Raw genomic sequence first — 18420 nt, 5'->3', positions numbered from 1 at the left:
CGGGCTCAGAAATGGCCTTCCAGGGAAACGGTCACGGTGCGTTCCATGGCGACGTTGTAGGTCGGGCTGCTACCGGCATAGCCCTGGTAGGCGACGGCGTTGGTCTGCACGCTGTCGACGTCGTCCAGGTACCTCTTGTCGAACAGGTTGTCGACGTTCAGCCGCAGGGTGGCGTCCTTGAGGAAGCGCTTGTCGGTGGGCAGGTAGATGCCGGCGCCGAGGTTGAAGACCGTGGCGCCCGATACGCTCTCGTCATTGGTCAGATCGCCATAGAGCTTGCTGCTGTACTTGCCGCCGAAGGTGCCGTAGTAGCGGCCATCGTCATAACCGATATTGGCGGCCAGCATGTTGCGCGGCACGTTGGCGAATTGCTTGCCCTTGGTGGGCAGCTCGATGCGCTGCCCATTGTTATAGACCGGCAGGTCGTCCTGCTGGATGGAGCGGGTATAGGTGTAGGAGGTGTAGTAGTTGAAATGGCGAGGCAGCAGGCCGCTCCAGGCCAGCTCCAGGCCGCTGTTGTCGACGTCGCCACCGTTGAAGCTGAGGCTGTCGCCGTTGATGTCCTTGCTCGAGGCCTGGCGATCCTTGAACTTGAGGAAGAACAGGCTGGCGGAGAAGGCCATGGTCTCGCGCTGCTGGCGCCAACCCAGTTCCTGGTTCCAGCTGAATTCCGGTCGCAGGTTGAGGGAGTCCGGGCTGCTGTCGTACAGCACGTAGTTGGCCGGCACGCGCATGTTGCGGTTGACGTTGTAGAACAGCTGATTCTGCGCATCGAGCTGATAGCTCAGCCCGGCGCTGGGCAGGAAGGCGTCGTAGCTGCGCGAGCGCTCGAAGGGCAGGCTGCCAAGATCGCCATGGTTGTCGGCCTTGCGCTCCACCTTTTGGTAGGCCGTGCCGACGTTCAGGGTCCAGTCAGGGCTCAGGGTCCAGGTGTCCTGCACCCAGAGTTTGTGCGCCGGGGTTTCGGTGTAGCGGTCGCGGCCCTGGATCCGGTTGCCGCGGGCGTCCACCACGCTGCGGGCATCCGGCCAGAAGTTGTCACCTGCCTTGCCCGCCGCGTCGATCGGGATATAGGGCTGGGTCTGCGATTGCCGGGCATATTCGAACCAGTAGCCGAATTGCAGGCTGTGGGCGTCATTCACGTCCCAGGTCAGCTTGGTGGTCACACCCGGGCGCCAGGTCTGGGTGCGCGAGGGCCGGTAGTAGACACCAGAGTTGGGCGTGCCATCGGCGGCATAACCGGCGGCGCTGTTCAGGTTGCTCAGGTCATAGACGCCATTGCGGCTGGAATTGCGATTCAGCGCACTGCTGAAGTAGCCATTGCCGCTGCCGTCGCCCCAGTAGAAATAGGGGTTGAAGCTGAGCGCCAGAGTGTCCTGCAACTGCAGGTGGCCGTTGAAGATGGCGCTGAAGTTCTCGAAGGGGTTCTTGCTGAACTCGTAGTAGCGGGCGATCTTGCCGTTGCTGCCCAGTACCGGGTTGTCTGGCGCCGGCGTGTAGCTGCGGCCCCCCTGCTGGAACTGGGCCTTGGTCAGCTTGGTGTAGCTGTCGTTGTCCTGCCGGTAGTACTTGAGGATCAGATTGGCGGTATTGCCGTTGCCCTGGTCGAAGAAGCTGTTGAATTCGACCCGGTCGGCACGCACCGCACCCTTGCCACGCCAGAGTTCGCCCTCGGTATGAGAGGCCGACAGCCAGTTGCTGAAGCCGTTGAATTCGCCGGTGTTGAGCCGGGCGAAGGTCTTGGTCAGGCCATTGTTGCCTACCGCCTGCTTGACGAAGACGTCGCTGTCCTTGGTTGGACGGACGGTGGTGAAACCTATGTTGCCGCCGCTGGAGCCGATGTGCGGGCCGTCCAGTTCCGAGGAGCCCTGGGTGACGAATATCTGGTCCAGGTTCTCCGGATCGCCCAGCAGGTTGGCGTAGACCTTGTAGCTGCCCGAGTCGTTGAGCGGCATGCCATCCACCGAGACCCCGATCTCGCTGGAATTGAGACCGCGCATGGTGAAGTTGAAACCGGAAATACCGCTGGCGTCGTTGCTGCTGACGTGCAGGCCGGGCGTGTATTGGAGGCGATCGATGGCGTTGGCCGTAGCGGTCTGCTTGTCCATCGCCTCGCGGGTCAGGCTGGAGCGCGACTTGGCGCTCTGCTCCGGGGCCAGGTAGCCGCTGCCCAGGGTGGTGTTGCCCTGGACACCGATGGTGCCCACGTCGCGTTCGGCGGTGCCGTCGGCCCAGGCCAGGCCGGGTCCCAGGCTGGCCGCCATGATGGCGAGACAGAGTTTGCTACGGTTCATCTCGAATCCTCGAAAGGCTGGTGGTTAACGGGGCGAATAGTCGAAGGTGGCGGTGATGCGCAGCTGACTGCGCCCGGCGAAGGCTTCCGCTGGGAAGGGCTTGACCTGCTCGATGCGTCCCAGACTGCTGGTGGCGGCGCGATTGAGCAGCATGCTGCTGGCGCGTTCTTCCAGACCGCGGTCGAGGACCTTGCCGTTGCGGTCGATGAGCAGCCAGACCACCACCTTGCCGCTGGGGCGCTCCAGGGACGCCTGGCGGCCAGTGGGGTATTGCTTGTAGCGCTCCAGATCACCGCGCACGCCCTGCAGGTAGCCGCCCTCCAAGGCCTGGGTATCCACTCGCGGTTTGGGAGGCGGTGGGGCAGGCGGTGCAGGGCGCGGCGCAGCTTCCACCGCCTTGGGCGGCGTTGCGACGGGAGCCGTGACGGGCTGCTGTGGCTTGGGCACGGGCTTGGGGTGGTGCTCCACCCGAGGCTTGGGTTTCGGCTGGGGCTTGGGCGCCAGCCGCGGCTTGGGTGGCGGCAGGGCGACCGGTTGCTCCGTTACGACGGGTGGCACGTCCGGCGTGGGCTCGGGTTCGGGCTCCAGGACCGGCGGTGGCGGCGGTGTCTCTACTTCCGGCGCCGGTGATATCGGCGCTTCGCGCTCGGGTTCGGCCAGGGCGAGCTGCACCGGCGGCTCGTCGTAGCTGGGCTGGATCTTCAACGGCACCCGTTGCAGGGTCCAGGCGATGAACACGGCTGCCAGCGCCGCTGGCAACCAGCCGAGGACATGGCGGGAGCGATAGAGGGCGTACATGGTCAGGGCTTGCGGGTGGCGATGGAGATGGCGTTGAAGCCACCCTGGCGGAGGCTGTCCATCACCTCCACCAGCCGCTCGATGGCGACCGCCTTGTCGCCGTTGATGATGATGGTGGTCTGGCTGTCGGGCCTGGCCTGGGCCTTGAGTCGCCCGGGCAGCTCGGCCAGGGTCAGGGGTTCGCCATCGAGCTGCAGATCGCCGCTGGCGGCCAGAGTGACGATGGCCTTGTTCTGCGGTTTGAGTTGCACGGCGCTGCTGGCGCCTGGCAGTTGGGTCTTGATGCCCAGGGCGGGGATCACGTTGAGGCTGATGAGTACGAAAAACACCAGCAGGAACATCATCACGTCGATCATCGGGATGAGTTCGATATGGGCTTTGCGCTTCTTGGGTTCGTCCCAGGCTTTCATGGTGAGGCCTACGGTTTATCGGAAGCCCGAGACCCTAACAACCGTCCTTGACGCTTCGGCGACTGTTTTCTTGCGTGGTGATTACACTTTGACATCGCTCTCTGGATGCCAATTGACTGTCATAAAGGCTGGGCATGCTGCCCCGCTTCGTTGGAGCAGACCGCTCTGACCTGAGGTGCTTGTCCGGAGCTCATCCATGCGTTCGCGTTTTCCAGCGTCTTTGGCCTTGGTGCTGCTGCTAGCCGGTTGTGCCAGTCCGTCACCCCAGCCGGTCACGGTCAACCTGGCCCTGATCAACGACTTTCACGGCTATCTGGAGCCCAATCCGGCGTTGTTCGACCAGGGACGCAAGGGGCAGCTCATGGGCGGTATCGCCAACGTCGGCGGGCTCATCGATCACCTGCGCCAGGAGGATCCCCAGACCCTGGTGATTGGCAGTGGCGATCTGATCGGCGCGAGTCCTGCGGTCTCCGCGCTGTGGGCCGACGAACCCACCCTGCAGGCCATGAACCTGCTCGGCTTGCAACTCTCGGCGGTGGGCAATCACGAGCTGGACAATGGCCAGGCCGAGCTGCTGCGCCAGGTCCGGGGCGGCTGCGATTCCAGCCGACCAGCCAAGGCTTGCCAGTTCGAGCCGCGCTGGCAGGGCACGCGCTTTCCCTATCTGGCGGCCAACCTGCTGGACGCGCGCACCAATCAGCCGTTGTTCCCGGCCTATCGCATCCTCCAGGCCCACGGGCAGAAGATCGCCTTCGTCGGGGCCGTGCTCAAGGAGCTGGACCAGGTGGTCTCGCCGAAGGGGCTGGCCGGGCTCAAGGTGATGGACGAGGCGGATAGCATCAACGCGGTGATTCCCGAGCTGAAGGCTCGAAAGGTGGACGCCATCGTCGCCATCATCCACCAGGGCGGTACCAGCCTGGCGGGAGGTCCTGATTGCCAGGACCTCCAGGGGCCGATCGTCGAGGTGGTGAAGCGCCTGGACCCTGCCATCGACCTGGTCGCCAGCGCCCACAGTCACCGGGCTTATACCTGCCATGTGGGGCGGATGCCGGTCTTTCAGGGCGGGTCCTACGGCCAACTGGTCAGCCATGTGAGCCTGCAGATCGATCCTCACCAGCGACGTGTGACAGGGGTTCAGATGGAAAACCTGCCGGTGGTCCCGGGGCACTATCGGCCGAATCCGCAACTGGCGGCCTGGGTCGCCCGGGTTGCGGCCCACAGCAAGACGGTATTGGAGCGTCCGATCGCCCGCCTGGGGGTATCCCGTCTGGAGCCGCGCTACGACACTGCCGGAGAAAGTGCCCTGGGCGATCTGATCGCCGATGCCCAGTTGGCGGCCGTACGCGATCAGGGCGCCCAGATCGCCCTGATGAACAGTGGCGGCATCCGCAACCAACTGGCCCTGGCGCCCGGCCAGTCGCGCCTGACCTATGCCCAGCTCGCCAGTTGTCAGCCGTTCGCCAACACCCTGACCCTGGTCGATCTGACCGGCGCCCAGCTACGCGAGCTGCTGGAGCAGCAATGGAGTCGCGATCCTGACGCCAGGCCGCTGCAGGTATCGGAAGACTTCACCTATGTCTGGGATGGACGTCGCCCGGTCGGGCAGCGCGTCGTACCGGGCAGCATTCGCCTGAATGGCGAAGCGCTGGCCGACGATCGCCGCTATCGGGTAGTGGCCAACAACTTCCTCGCCGATGGCGGCGATGGCGCAGTCCTGCTCAAGGACGGCAGCAATCGACGGGAGACCGCCATCACCGATCTGGAGGCATTGGAGCGCTATCTGGTGCAGCAGGATCGCCTGGGCACGCCTGCGGGACAGGCCGAATCGGCTGGGCGCCTTCGCCGGCAGGACGGCTGAGGGGAGGGTGGTCGCGGAGCCCCTGGGGCTCCGCGACGCGCGACCTTACTTGATCGCTTTCTGCAGTTGCTGCAGCTGCTGGGTGCGGGTGTTCAGGCGGGTTTCGCCGCGCTGAGCGTCGACCTTCTTCAGCTCGGCTTCGGCCATGCGCAGCTTGATGGTCTGCATGGCGGTCTGGATGCGTTGCTGGGTCAGGTAGGCCAGCTGGTCGACGGTGCGCTCGTTCTCACCGTCCTTGTAGGCCTTGTCGGTCTTGGCCAGCCAGGTGCCGGCATCCTTGGTTTCCAGGGCCGCCAGCTGGGTGGCCTGGGGCTGGGACTCGAGGGCGGCGTAGTCGTTGCGCGCCTTTTCCAGATTGGGGTTGGGCGGGGTGGCGCAGGCGGCCAGGGTCAGGGTCAGCGCCGACATCAGCGGGAGCAGAAAACGTTTACGCATGGTTTCGTCCTTCAAGAGAGCGGGCAGCCTTACTGCTGCACCTTTTTCTGTAGATTTTGTTGCAGCTGGAGGTTGATCTGACCTTCCTCACGGATCTGCTGGATGCTGTTCTGGGCATCCTGCAGCGCCGCCGCGGCCTTGGCGGCCTGGGTCTTGCGGGTCGCCAGGCGGGCATCCCACTCGGCCTGCTCGGCCAGTTGCTTGGCTTCGTCGTACTTCTCGTTGGACAGGGCCGCCTGGGCCTGGGTCCACTTGTCCTGGGCCGACTTGGTCTCGATGGGGGCGAACTGGTTGCCGCCGCCGCTCACGGCTTCGTTGACGGCCGACTGGGTCACGGCCATCTGCGCGGTCGGCGGATTGCCGGCGCAGCCCGCGAGCAGCAGACCGCCGCCCAGGACCAGGCTGGCGAGCAGCGCACGAGGCGCGGAGAACGGGGAGGCGCGAGAGGGACCGGTTTTCATCCGAACATTCCTGGCAGGTCGCCCGGAATGGGCGACAGTGCCTTTGAGACGGCGAAAACGCGGCGAGGTTCGCTGCGACCGCTGCGCTCAAGGTCAGGGGGTAGCGGCCGATATCTGTTGTCTGACAACAATAAGGGCCAGCGGCCACGGAGACTTCCATGCTGTTACGCAACTGCAACATCGCGCCCCGAGCCGCGCTGGGCTTCGGCCTGATCGCGCTGATGGTGGCTTTTCTCGGGCTGTTTTCCCTGGCGCAGATGGCGGGTATCCGCGAACGGCAGGTGGTGACGGAGCGTGACTGGGTGCCCAGCATCCGCGCGGTAGATGCCATTCGCGAGAACATGCTGCGCATCCGTACCATTTCCCTGCGCCTGGCGCTGGACCCGGACCCGCGCAACATCGATACCTATGTCGGCCAGTACGAGGCACGCAACAAGGTGCTCATGGACGGCATCAAGGCCTATGAGGTCCTTGTCGATACCCCCGAGGAGCGCCAGCGCTGGGACCTGTTCAAGCGCGATTTTGCCACCTACCAGCAGGGCATGACCGAGTCCTTCGCCCTGGCCCGGCGTGGCGATACCGCCGCCCTCAACAAGCTGACGCTGGTGGACATGAAGCCGGTGGTGGACGGCACCGGCAAGCAGCTGGGTGAGTTGGGCGACTTCTATGCCGACGGCATCGAGCGCGACGGCAGGATCTCGGCGGACCGCTACGCCGCCTCGCGGCTGATCGTCATCGCGGTGATCGCCCTGGCCGCCCTGGCCACGGTGCTCATGGCCTGGCTGCTGACCCGCAGCATCGTCGGACCGCTGCGCGAGGCGCTGCTGGCCGCCCGCCGCGTCGCCCAGGGCGACCTGACCCAGACCCTTGCCGTGCAAGGCCGCGACGAGGTGAGCGAATTGCAGCGCGCCCTGCAGCAGATGCAGGCGCAGCTGCGCGAGACCCTCTCGCGTATCGCCGGCTCTTCCACCCAGCTGGCGACCGCCGCCGAAGAGCTCAATGCGGTCACCGAGGCCGCTGGCCAGGGCCTGCAGCAGCAGAACGATGAGCTCGAACAGGCCGCCACGGCCGTCACCGAGATGAGCACCGCGGTGGACGAGGTGGCGCGCAACGCCGTCTCCACTTCCGAAGCCTCGCGGGCCTCCAGCCAGGCCGCGCAGCAGGGCCAGACCCGGGTCGCCGACACCCTGGGCGCCATCGCCGCCCTGTCCGACGAGGTCTCCGCCACCGGGACGCTGGTCCAGCGGCTCGCCGAGCAGTCCCAGGACATCGGCAAGGTGCTCGACGTCATTCGCGCCATCGCCGAACAGACCAACCTGCTGGCGCTCAATGCGGCCATCGAGGCGGCGCGCGCCGGCGAGGCCGGCCGCGGTTTCGCCGTGGTCGCCGACGAGGTGCGCGCCCTGGCCAGCCGCACCCAGCAGTCCACCCTGGAAATCGAACAGATGGTCTCCGGCATGCGCAGCGGTGCCAGTCAGGCGCTGGGCTCCATGCACAGCAGCAGTCAGCGCGCCCAGGCCACGCGTGCCCTGGCGGAAACCGCCGGGGTTGCGCTGGACGAGATCAACAGCCGCATCGGCGAGATGTACGAGCGCAACCTGGTGATCGCCAGCGCGGCCGAAGAGCAGGCGCAGGTGGCCCGGGAAGTGGATCGCAACCTGGTCAACATCCGCGATCTCTCCACCCAGTCCGCCGACGGTGCCCGCCAGACCAACGCCGCCAGCCAGGAGCTGTCACGCCTGGCGGTGGACCTGCAGGGGCTGGTGAATCGCTTCCAGGTGTGAGCCCTAGGCCCGCACCGCCTGGTACAGCGCCCGGATCAGATCCGACTGGGTGATGATGCCGACCAGGCGGCGCGAGCCGTCGATGATGGGGATGTGGCGGTGGCCATTCTCGGAAAACACCGGCACCAGGTCGATCAGCAGGCGGTCGGCGCTGGCCACCCGCACGGTGCGGGTCATGATGCGGCCGACGCTGTTTTCGTCCTGGCGGGCCTTCGGCCGGACCAGCGAGCGCAGGCGCCAGCCGAGGCCCTCGTGGACGTCCAGGTCGATCTGCCGCATGAAGTCGGCGACGGTGACGATGCCCAGCAGATGGCCCTGGCGATCCACCACCGGCAGCGCCTTGATACGGCGGGCGCGCATCAGCGCCCAGGCTTCCTGCAGCGGCATCTCGGCGCGGGCCGTCACCGGTTCGTGGCTCATGACGTCGGCGCAGCGCAGCTCGCCCATCTTGCGCTGGTAGGCACGCGCCTCCACCTGTTCGAGCAATTCGGCAAGGTCATCGCGGCTGATGTCCAGCACCTGGTTGTAGCGCGCCAGCACGGCGTCCAGGTCGGCGCGCTGCAGGCGCGTCTCGCCGCTCGGTTCGGCGGGGCGTGGCACATGGGGCCAGGGGCGGCGGGTCAGGTTGTTGTAGAGCAGGCCGGCACTCACCAGCAGCAGCGAGTCCAGTGCCACCGGACTCCAGGCATAGCCGAAGTCCTGGGCGCCGATAAGCACCATCAGCAGCGCCGAGGCGCCGCCCGGCGGGTGCAGACAGCGCAGCGTGAACATGGCGGCGATGGCCAGGGCGACCGCCACCGCGGCGGCCAGGTTGGCTTCGGGAACCCAGCGCGCGCAGGCGATGCCGATCAGCGCCGAGAGGGTGTTGCCGCCCACCACCGACCAGGGCTGCGCCAGCGGACTGGAGGGCAGGGCGAACACCAGCACGGCGCTGGCGCCCAGCGGCGCCACCAGGGCCAGCGCCAGGGCGCCATGCTGATGCACCGGCTGGCCCTCCAGCCACCAGGCCGCCAGGAGCGCGGCGAGCAGGATGCCGAGGCCGGCGCCCAGGCTGGCGCGCAGGCGTTCGCGACCGTCGATGGGCAACGGCGCCGGCCAGAAGGCGCGCAGGCCCTGGACCAGGCGGGCGTGGAGGGATGAAGACGGCACAAGGGGTTCCTGGGACATGGCGAAGCGGCGGCTGGGCAGGACGAGGGCGCTGATGGTCCACCCTGTACGGAGCCCTGGCAATAGCGGCGAAGGCCACGGCCGCCACCGCCGGCGGCCAGGCAGCGACCCAGAGCGGCCACGGTCCCGAAGAGATTTTCTGCTGCGACCACCCGGATTGCCGTAGTAGGATGATCGGCTGGGTGTCGCCGCAACCTCGCGGTAGGACAGGTTGAATCGAGCGCAGGTCGGGCCGCCGCGCGGAGTACGGCTGCCCATGAACTCCCCTCTTTCTCCAGCGAAGGCCCTGGCCTTTCTCAATCGCTTCTGCGCGGCCGAAGCGGCCGGTGGCATCGTGCTGATGGTGGCCGCGGCCATCGCCCTCATCGTCGCCAACTCGCCGCTGGCCGAGGGCTATTTCGCCAGCCTGCACTGGTACATCGGCGGGCTCTCCGTGGGCCACTGGATCAACGACGGCCTGATGGCCATCTTCTTCCTGCTGGTGGGGCTGGAGATCAAGCGCGAGATGGCGGTCGGCCAACTCGCCAGCTGGGGCGATCGCGCCCTGCCGGGTCTCGCGGCCCTCGGCGGCATGCTGGTGCCGGCGCTGCTCTACGCCCTGGTCAACCGCCATGATCCCCAGACCCTGTCGGGCTGGGCGATTCCCGCCGCCACCGATATTGCCTTTGCCCTCGGCGTGTTGTCGCTGCTGGGTTCGCGGGTCCCTGTTTCGCTCAAGGTGTTCCTCTCGGCGCTGGCGATCCTCGATGACCTCGGCGCCGTGCTGATCATCGCGCTGTTCTATACCAGCGATCTCTTCACCACCATGCTGCTGGCCGCGGCAGGGCTGGTGGCGGTGCTCTTCGTGCTCAACCGCTTCAAGGTCACCGCCTTGCTGCCCTATCTGCTGGTGGGGGCGCTGCTGTGGTTTTGCATGCTGCGCTCGGGCATCCATGCGACCCTGGCCGGGGTGATCCTGGCGCTGTTCATTCCCCTGGGCGATACCGAGGCCGACGACGCCTCGCCGCTGCTCAAGCTGGAGTCCGCGCTGCACCCCTGGGTGGCCTTCCTGATCGTGCCCCTGTTCGGCTTCGCCAATGCCGGGGTCTCCCTGGCCGGGATGTCACCCGCCAACCTGCTGGATCCGGTCCCGCTGGGCGTGACCCTGGGGCTGTTCCTCGGCAAGCAGATCGGTATTTCCCTCATGGCGGTGCTGGCCATCCGCAGCGGCTTGGCGCGACTGCCGGAAGGCTCCAGCTGGCTGCAACTCTATGGCGTGGCCCTGCTCTGCGGGATTGGCTTTACCATGAGCCTGTTCATTGGCGCCCTGGCCTTTCCGGGTGCGCCCTTCCTGGTCGACGAGGTCAAGATCGGCGTGCTGCTGGGGTCGCTGCTGTCCGCCCTGGCCGGCATCGCCGTCCTGCTCCTGGCCGCCCGTCGTCGTTAACGAGGACTGTCATGCCCTATGCGCTGTTTGCGGTGATGTTCGGAGGCGCCGTCGGCAGCGCGTGCCGCTGGTGGATCGGGCTGCGGCTGAATGCGCTGTTTCCGCTGCTGCCCATGGGCACGCTGCTGGTCAATCTGGTCGGCGGCTTCGTGATCGGCCTCGCCTTGGGCTTCTTCTCCCGCTATCCAGGCATGGACCCGCAGTGGAAGCTGCTCCTGGTGACCGGCTTCTGCGGCGGCTTCACCACCTTCTCGACCTTTTCCGCCGAGGTGGTGGGCCTGCTGCAGAGCGGCCGCCTGGGCTGGGCAGCGCTCACCGTGACCGTCCACGTGCTGGGGTCGCTGCTGCTGACCCTGGCCGGTTTCGCCCTGGCTGGCCGCCTCGGCTGAGGCGACCGGCCAGCCGGGCTCAGGCGGGTGCCACCGGCGCGGTCGGGGCCTGGCGCCGCGGCTTGAATCTCAGCGCCGGCGCCTCGATCAGGTGCCAGGAGAGCACCGCGAGGCCCAGGGTCAGGACGTAGCTCACCAGCAGGAAACCGGGCAGCGAGAAGCTGTCGGGAAACCGGTGCATGAGCAGTTGCTGGACCGGGAAGTTGAACAGGTAGAGGCCGTAGGAATAGTCGCCGAAACGCCCGAAACCGTGCAGCACCGGTACCTGCACCTGGGCCAGGTAGATGATCACATAGGCCAGCGACACCAGGTGGATCACCGGCAGGATGTGCCAGACGATGGCCGCCAGCGACAGCAGGCAGAGCGCCAGGGCGATATCCAGGCGCCAGGGTATGCGCGGTCCGGCGAGCTGCAGCAGGGCGCCGGCGAAAAAGAACATGCCCAGGCTGAACACCTTGTGCAGCACGAAGCTGGCGACGCCCATCTGCGGCAGCAGCAGGAAGTTGCCCAGCACCAGCACCACCAGGGTGGCCATGACCACCGAGCGGGTCAGCAGCCCCAGCACGCCGATGATCAGCAGCGACAGGTACATGAACACCTCGTAGGGCAGGGTCCAGTAGCTGCCGTTCACCGTGTCCGGAAAGGGATTGCCGGTGAAGACGCCGGGCAGTTCGAAGCGCGTCATCAGGAAGATGTTCTTGAAGAAGCCCAGGGTCTGGCGATCGCCGAAGTAGGCGCTCGTCTCGCGACTGGTGGCGAGCCAGCCCACCACCAGCACCGAGAACAGCACCGAGACGATCAGCGCCGGAAAGATCCGCAGGGCGCGCTTGAGGATGAAGTCCAGGGGATTGCGGCTGCGCTGGAAGGACGCCGTGATCAGGAAGCCGCTGATCACGAAGAACACATAGACGGCGATGTTGGCCGCGTCGGTGAAGCCGGTGAAGTTGAGGATCGGCTCGGCGCCGATGTGCCCCGAGAGCCAGAAGCCGTGGCCGATCACCACGGTGGAGGCCGCGGCGAATCTCAGGAAATCGAAGTTGTTGCGTCCGTGGGGGACGTGGACGGTAGTCATGTCTGCTCCTCGCAGCCGTGGCCCATGCCGCGGCCGCCGTCCGGGAGCGCACTCCAGGCGGACAGCGACGCAGACGGCATTGGCGGAAACGCCCGTCGTGAGACGCGCGCAGGCAAAGGCCGCTGCCGGCTGGACCGGCAACGAAAGGGCGACAGCCGACGCGATCAGCGAGATCGGCCGGCCGGCGAGGGCAGGGACGCTATGGGGGGCTGAGCGGCGCGAAAGCGGGCGTCATGCGCCAGGACTCCGGAAAAGCGGTACGGCAAGAAGGAACGGGGGCGGCGAGGCGCGCGCAGGCGATCGGGGTCTGGGGCCTCCCGGCCGCCCCGGTCGTTGCGTACGCCTCGCTCATCAGGCGCTGGCCTGCAGCGGCTGTTCGTGCACGTCTTGCGACTGTTCCAGGGCGAAGGGTTCCTGGGCGAAATACAGGGCGGCGCTCTGGCGGGCGTGATCGCCGAATTCATGCGGATGGCGCATGACGATCTGTTCGAAGGCGCCCGGCTCCAGGCCGTCTTCGTAGAAGCCGTTGTGGCACTGCAGGATGCCCGACGCGCAGACGCTGCGCTCTACCGCGGCGATCAGGCCGCCGGCCCTGAGGCTCTTGACGATGTTGTGCGGCAGCCGCTGGCGGCGTCTCAGACTGGCGGCGGTGTCGCTGAGGGTATCGAGGATCTCGGTTTCGGCCGGCGACAGCTTGCGTACATCCAGCTTGGACTTCTGCACCAGGTAGCGACGGGAGAGCAGACGGGCCTGGTCGTTGAGGGCCTTGAGTACCACGCCGCTGAGTTCGCCACGGGTGAACAGGCCGGTTTCCAGGGCGATCAGGTAGGACCAATCGTTGATGAGCGGAATCTTGCTGATGTCACGTTCCATGTGAGTGCCTGCGTCCATTTAAGTTGGCTAATTGAGGATAGGACACCCTCAATGGTTCCAGTTGGCCAGTATAAGGTGACGAGTGGCATGGAATTTGACACTCCTGACAAGAATTGTCGGTTTTTTGTCGAAGTGGATCACGCCTTTGGGATGCAACCTCAACGCTGCGCTTAGGGTCCCTTGCTGGAGCCCTGGCGCGAGTCGGGTTAATCCTCCGCAACGTCAGGTGATGAGATGAGTGATCCCGCAGCCCCTTCCACCTCTGCCGATCTCGACTGCGATGTCGCCGTGATCGGGGCCGGAACCGCCGGCCTTGCCGCCGAACGTGCCGCCCGGCGCCAGGGTGCGCGCACCCTGCTGATCGACGATCACTGGGCGGGGACTACCTGTGCCGCCGTGGGCTGCATGCCCTCCAAGCTGCTGATCGTTGCCGGTGAGGCGCATCACGCCGTCCGCCGTGCTGCTACCTTCGGCATCGAGGTGGGAAGCGTCAGCGTCGATGGCGCGGCGGTCATGGCGCGGGTGCGGCGCGAGCGCGATCATTTCGTCGCCGCCACCAAGCAGGGTTTCGCCAAGTTGCCCGCAGGCGTGGCCCAGCGGGCCACGGCGCGCTTCGTGGCGGCGGATCGCCTGCAGCTTAGCAATGGTAAGACTATAAGCGCGCGCAGCGTGGTCATCGCCACCGGTTCCTATCCCCTGGTGCCGGAACCTTTCGCCGCGCTGGGCGAGCGTGCGCTGACCAACGAGACGATCTTCGAGCTGCCCGATCTGCCGCGCTCCCTGGCGGTGATCGGCACCGGTCCGGTGGGCCTGGAACTGGCCCAGGCCATGGCTCGCCTCGGCGTGGCCGTCACCCTGTTCGGCCAGGACGATGGCCTGGGCGCGCTCAAGGATCCGGAGGTCAAGGCCGAGTTGCGCAAGATCCTGGAACAGGACCTGACCTTGCTGCTGGACGTCGAGGTGGACGCCCGCCGCGAAGGCGAGGGCGTACGGCTGTCCTGGTCCGGCGCGGCGAGCGGCGAGGGCGCTTTCGACTACGTGCTGGTGGCCGCCGGGCGACCACCACGACTCAAGGGCCTGGGTCTGGAAACCACCGGCATCGCGCTGGACGACCATGGCACCCCGGTCTACGACCCCGAGACGCTGCAGTGTGGCTCTTCGTCGATCTTCATCGCCGGCGATGCCGATCATGACCGGCCGATCCTCCATGAGGCCTCCGACGAGGGCGCCATCGCCGGGCACAATGCCGCCTGCTATCCCGAGGTGCGGCCCACCCCCAGGTCGCCGCTGTTTTCGCTGATCTTCACCGATCCGCCGGTGGCGGTGCTGGGCAGTCCACCCGACGAAGGCAGTCTGATCGGCACCTCTTCCTACCACGACCAGGGCCGCGCCCGGGTCGAGGCGCGCAACCAGGGCATCGCCCGTTTCTATGCTGAGCCGGGCACCGGCAAGTTGACCGGCGCGGCCATGGTCGGACCGGGCATGGACCATATCGGCCATCTGCTGGTGCTGGCGCTGATCCATGGCGAGACCGCCAGTTCGCTGCTCGACATGCCCTTCTACCACCCTACCCTCGAAGAAGGCCTCAAGAGCGGCCTGCGCGAGATCTGTCAGGCCGCCCACAGCAGCCTGCGTGGCGATCGCGACCAGGGCTTGCCGTCCGGAGCTTGAGTGGGGTCGATCCGGCAGCGGAAAAGGCTGCGCCGTTTTCCCGCTACGGTTTTGCTGAAGGCACCCTCGCTCGAACCCTTTCCCGCAGGCGGGAGAGGGGGCTGTCCGGCGTAGCGGGGAGGTTCAACGTTCGTAGGGTGGATAACGGCGCAGCCTTATCCACGCATCACCGAACGCCCGCCCACAAAAAAGCCCCGCCGGGATCACCGGCGGGGCTTCTGCTACCGCCAAACAGCCATCAGGCCTTGAAGCGCCGCACCAGGCCATCCAGTTCGCCCGACAGTTGCGACAGGCGCGAGGAGTCGCGGGTGGTGGACTGGGCCAGGCCTTCCACCTGCTGGGCGTCGTCGTGGATCTGGGCGATGTGGCGGTTGATGTCCTCGGCCACCTGGTGCTGTTCCTCGGCCGCCGCGGCGATCTGCAGGGCCTGGTCGCGGATCTCGTCCACCGACTGGCGGATGCCTTCGAAACTGCCACGCGCCTCGCTGATGGAGGTCACGCTGGTCTGCGACAGCTCCAGGCTGGTCTCGATCTGGCGGGTGACCTCCTGGGTGCGCCGCGCCAGGCTGCCGAGCAGGCCGTCGATCTCGCCGGTGGAGTCGGCGGTGCGCTTGGCCAGGGCCCGCACCTCGTCGGCCACCACGGCGAAGCCGCGCCCCTGCTCACCGGCCCGTGCCGCTTCGATGGCGGCGTTGAGCGCCAGCAGGTTGGTCTGCTCGGCGATGCCGCGGATGGTGTCGAGGATGGTGTTGATGTTGTGGCTGTCCTGCTCCAGCACCGCCATGGCCTGGGCCGACTGCTCCAGGCTGCCGCTGAGGCGATTGACGTTGCCGGTGGCCTTCTCGATCTGGCCGTAGCCTTCCTGCACCTTGTGATGACCGGCGTCGGCGGAGGCCGCGGCCTGGCTGCAGGAGCGCGCGACCTCGTTGGAGGTGGCGACCATTTCGTTGAAGGCGGTGGAGACCAGCTCCACGGCTTCGCGCTGGCGACCGGCCACTTCGTTCATGCTGGCCGCCGCCTGGGTGGTGGTCTGCGAGGCCTGCTGCAGATCGTTGGAGGCCTGGCCGATACGTTGTACCAGCTGGCGGATGCTGGCGAGGAACTGGTTGAACCAGCCCGCCAGGGCGGCGGTTTCGTCCTTGCCCTGCACGTTCAGGCTCTTGGTCAGGTCGCCTTCGCCCTGGGCGATGGATTCCAGGCCGGCGGAAACGCCGCGGATCGGCCGCACGATCATGCCGGCAAAGGCCGCGCCGAGCACGGCGAACAGCAGCGCCAGCACCGCGGTGATGCCGGCGATCTGCCAGGTCAGGGCGGTGGCCTTGCCCATGACTTCGCTGCGCTCGATCAGGCCGATGAATTTCCAGCCGAGATCCTTGGCCTGGTAGACGTTGACCATGTAGTCGGTGCCGTTGAGATTGACCTCACCCAGCCCGTTCTGGATGCCGCTGAGGGTCTGGTAGGCGTCGCCCAGCTCCTTGAGCTGCTTGAAGTTGTGCTTGGGATCGCGGGGGTCGACCAGCACGTTGCCGTTGTCTTCCACCAGCATCAGGTAGCCGCTCTGACCCAGGGTGATGCTCTTGACCAGGTCGGTGAGCTGCTTGAGCGAGATGTCCAGGCCCACCACGCCGCGGACCTTGCCGCTGGCATCTTCTATGGTCCGTACCACGCCCATCAGCGAGACGTCGTCGGTCGCCCAGTAGTAGGCCGGGGTGCGCACCACCTTGCCCGGATTGTTCATGGCCGTCTGGTACCAGGGGCGCACGCGCGGGTCGTAGTTGGTCAGCTTGGCGTCGTCCGGCCAGCTGACGTAGCCGCCATCGGCCAGGCCCACCGACAGGTAGGCGGTGGTGGGGTGGGTCTTGGCGAAGCGGGTGAAATAGGCCAGCGCCTGCTGGCCGGTTTCCGGCTGCGGGATCTGGGCGGCATCGGCACCGCTGTAGTTCTTCAGCCCTTCTAGGGCGAGGATGTTCGGCTCCTTGGCGAGGAAGTCGACGTTCTGCTGGATGCCGGCAAAGAACTGCTGGATGTTGCGATCGATCTGGCGGATTTCGCGCCCGCTACCGTCGAGGAAGTCGCCGGTGGCCTGACTGCGCACGTTCATGATGACCACGCCCGCCACCAGGATCACCGGGAGGCAGGCGGTTACCGCGAAAAGCGAAGTGAGTTTTTGTTTGATGTTCATCGAAAGCCCCGGTCGCGCGCTGCGCGAAGAGTGACGGCAACATGCCTTCACTCTGCATCGGCTTGGATAAGTCCGACTTGATACGGAATGAAAAATTATTCCATTTGGTCCGCAGCAAGCCGGAAAATCGCCGATCGGTCGGCTAACGACCCGCTATAGCTCTTTCTTCAGATGGCGTTCGATTTCTTCCAGAGACTTGCCGCGGGTCTCCGGCAGGCAGAAATAGACGAACACCAGCGAGCCCAGGTTGATGGCGGCGAATACATAGAAGGTGTAGTTGCCGATGGCTTCCAAGGCCACCGGAAAGCTGAAGGCCACGGTGGCGTTGCACAGCCATTGCACCGCTACCGCTACCCCGGTCAGCAGGCCACGGACCTGGTTGGGAAACAGCTCGGACATCAGCAGCCAGTAGACCGGGGCGATGCACATCTGCATGAACAGCAGGAACACCAGGATGCAGGCCAGCGCCAGGTAACTCTGGGTGAGGTTCTGCGGCAGCCACAGCAACACGCTGCCCAGCGCCAGTTGCGCCACGACCACGATCACCAGGCCGATCAGCAGCAGGGTGCGCCGTCCGGCGCGGCCGATGGCCCAGATGCCGAGCAGGGTGGCGATCACCGAGACCACGCCGTTGCCGATGGTGGCGGTGAGGGCCGCGCTGGTGCCCATGCCGGTGCTCTTGAGGATGATCGGGGTGTAGTACATGAAGGCGTTGACCCCGGTGAACTGGGCGACGAAGCCCAGGCCGATGCCCAGCAGGAGCAACTTGACCACCCAGCCCTGGCTGAGCAATTCGCGCACTGGCGGGCGATGCTTGGCCTGCTCCTCGCTCTCGCGCATCTCCTGGACCTCGCGCTCGACCTCCTCGGGGGTGTCGCGCAGGCGCTCCAGCACGGCTTCGGCCTCTTCGATGCGGCCCTTGGCCGCCAGCCAGCGCGGCGAGGTGGGCAGCAGGAAGGTACCGGCGAACAGCAGGATGCCCGGCACCATGGCGATGGCCAGCATGTAGCGCCAGATGCCGTTGTCGTGCACCAGCCAGGCGAGCAGGGCGCTGAGCACATAGGCCAGCAGCTGGCCGCTGACGATCATCAGCTCGTTGCGGCTCACCAGGCGACCGCGACGCTTGGGCCCGGCGATCTCGGCGATGAACACCGGCACCGTGGCCGATCCGCCGCCCACCGCCAGGCCGAGCACGAAGCGCGCGACCACCATCAGCTCCACCGAGGGCGCCACCGCGGTACCCAGGGCGCCCACGACGAAGAGGATCGACAGCAGGCGCAGGGTGGTGCGGCGGCCATAGCGATCGGCGAGATAACCCGCCGCCAGCGAGCCGAAGGCCGCGCCGACGATCAGGGCGGCGGTCACCAGCCCCTCGGTGTAGGCGTTGAGGCCCAGGCCGCCCTGGTCGGGTGGGAGGGTCATGAAGGGCAGGGCGCCGGCGATGATGCCGGTGTCGTAGCCGAAGGCCAGGGCGCCCATGGTGGCGACCAGCACGGTAATGAAGATCAGCCGGCGGGCCGAAGCCTTCTGGTCGGGGTCGACGGCGGGGGAAGCGGAAGCGGACATGGCAGAGCGGGATCCTGGCAAGACTCGAGAGGGA

General features: G+C 66.5%; 14 protein-coding genes and 2 pseudogenes. 5 read left to right on the top strand and 11 right to left on the bottom strand.

The window, feature by feature from the left end:
* Window positions 1–5: 5 nt before the first annotated feature.
* From QE393_RS16125 to QE393_RS16115, 3 genes are read right to left on the bottom strand one after another with little or no spacing between them, the layout of a single operon-like run.
* Complete coding sequence (locus QE393_RS16125) at window positions 6–2294, bottom strand: TonB-dependent receptor (RefSeq protein WP_310044642.1); 2289 nt, start codon at window positions 2292–2294, stop codon at window positions 6–8.
* Window positions 2295–2318: 24 nt separating this feature from the next.
* Complete coding sequence (locus QE393_RS16120) at window positions 2319–3092, bottom strand: energy transducer TonB (protein ID WP_310044640.1); 774 nt, start codon at window positions 3090–3092, stop codon at window positions 2319–2321.
* Window positions 3093–3094: 2 nt separating this feature from the next.
* Window positions 3095–3502 carry a biopolymer transporter ExbD gene (locus QE393_RS16115; protein ID WP_310044638.1) on the bottom strand — a complete coding sequence of 136 codons (408 nt, stop codon included), beginning with the start codon at window positions 3500–3502 and terminating at the stop codon, window positions 3095–3097.
* Between the two features lie 196 nt (window positions 3503–3698).
* Here QE393_RS16115 and QE393_RS16110 point away from each other — a divergent pair, with 196 nt between their 5' ends.
* The gene (locus QE393_RS16110; protein WP_310044636.1) at window positions 3699–5360 is read left to right on the top strand and encodes a bifunctional metallophosphatase/5'-nucleotidase; all 1662 of its coding nucleotides are present in this window, start codon (window positions 3699–3701) and stop codon (window positions 5358–5360) included.
* A gap of 51 nt (window positions 5361–5411) precedes the next feature.
* Here QE393_RS16110 and QE393_RS16105 read toward each other — a convergent pair.
* Together QE393_RS16105 and QE393_RS16100 are read right to left on the bottom strand one after the other, a co-directional pair.
* Window positions 5412–5795: pseudogene (locus QE393_RS16105) on the bottom strand (DUF4398 domain-containing protein); the annotation flags it as partial.
* Between the two features lie 29 nt (window positions 5796–5824).
* Complete coding sequence (locus QE393_RS16100) at window positions 5825–6256, bottom strand: DUF4398 domain-containing protein (RefSeq protein WP_187980324.1); 432 nt, start codon at window positions 6254–6256, stop codon at window positions 5825–5827.
* Window positions 6257–6414: 158 nt separating this feature from the next.
* Here QE393_RS16100 and QE393_RS16095 point away from each other — a divergent pair, with 158 nt between their 5' ends.
* Window positions 6415–8040, top strand: a complete 1626-nt coding sequence (locus QE393_RS16095) for a methyl-accepting chemotaxis protein (RefSeq protein WP_310044634.1) — start codon at window positions 6415–6417, stop codon at window positions 8038–8040.
* A gap of 3 nt (window positions 8041–8043) precedes the next feature.
* On the opposite strand, the gene QE393_RS16090 is transcribed toward QE393_RS16095, so the two are convergent.
* Window positions 8044–9189: an HPP family protein gene (locus QE393_RS16090; RefSeq protein WP_310044633.1), complete on the bottom strand. Its 1146-nt coding sequence runs from the start codon at window positions 9187–9189 to the stop codon at window positions 8044–8046.
* Window positions 9190–9463: 274 nt separating this feature from the next.
* On the opposite strand from QE393_RS16090, the gene nhaA reads away from it, so the two are divergent.
* Both nhaA and crcB read left to right on the top strand, forming a co-directional pair.
* On the top strand, window positions 9464–10633 hold the full coding sequence (gene nhaA, locus QE393_RS16085) for a Na+/H+ antiporter NhaA (protein WP_310044630.1): 1170 nt from the start codon (window positions 9464–9466) through the stop codon (window positions 10631–10633).
* A gap of 11 nt (window positions 10634–10644) precedes the next feature.
* Complete coding sequence (gene crcB, locus QE393_RS16080; RefSeq protein ID WP_273806638.1) at window positions 10645–11022, top strand: fluoride efflux transporter CrcB; 378 nt, start codon at window positions 10645–10647, stop codon at window positions 11020–11022.
* 19 nt (window positions 11023–11041) lie between these two features.
* On the opposite strand, the gene QE393_RS16075 is transcribed toward crcB, so the two are convergent.
* Window positions 11042–12094 (bottom strand): acyltransferase, encoded by a 1053-nt coding sequence (locus tag QE393_RS16075; protein WP_273806637.1) that lies wholly within the window; start codon window positions 12092–12094, stop codon window positions 11042–11044.
* Window positions 12095–12445: 351 nt separating this feature from the next.
* Window positions 12446–12967: a hypothetical protein gene (locus tag QE393_RS16070; RefSeq protein WP_187980319.1), complete on the bottom strand. Its 522-nt coding sequence runs from the start codon at window positions 12965–12967 to the stop codon at window positions 12446–12448.
* A gap of 234 nt (window positions 12968–13201) precedes the next feature.
* On the opposite strand from QE393_RS16070, the gene QE393_RS16065 reads away from it, so the two are divergent.
* Window positions 13202–14638 (top strand): dihydrolipoyl dehydrogenase, encoded by a 1437-nt coding sequence (locus QE393_RS16065; protein ID WP_310044628.1) that lies wholly within the window; start codon window positions 13202–13204, stop codon window positions 14636–14638.
* 238 nt (window positions 14639–14876) lie between these two features.
* Here the strand turns inward: QE393_RS16065 and QE393_RS22605 are convergent, their stop codons facing one another.
* From QE393_RS22605 to QE393_RS16055, 3 genes and pseudogenes are all read right to left on the bottom strand, one after another.
* The gene (locus tag QE393_RS22605) at window positions 14877–15644 is read right to left on the bottom strand and encodes a methyl-accepting chemotaxis protein (protein WP_405046307.1); all 768 of its coding nucleotides are present in this window, start codon (window positions 15642–15644) and stop codon (window positions 14877–14879) included.
* An 87-nt stretch (window positions 15645–15731) separates the two neighbouring features.
* Window positions 15732–16739: pseudogene (locus QE393_RS22600) on the bottom strand (cache domain-containing protein); the annotation flags it as partial.
* 234 nt (window positions 16740–16973) lie between these two features.
* A complete protein-coding gene (locus QE393_RS16055) occupies window positions 16974–18386 on the bottom strand; it encodes a sugar porter family MFS transporter (protein WP_273806634.1) in 1413 nt (470 codons plus the stop codon).
* Window positions 18387–18420 lie beyond the last annotated feature (34 nt).

Origin of the sequence: Pseudomonas sp. SORGH_AS_0211, from assembly GCF_031453455.1 — a bacterium.
Classification (GTDB): domain Bacteria; phylum Pseudomonadota; class Gammaproteobacteria; order Pseudomonadales; family Pseudomonadaceae; genus Chryseomonas; species Chryseomonas aestiva.
Note: the sequence above shows the minus strand (reverse complement) of the source record. Positions and strands in the feature narration are given on the sequence as shown.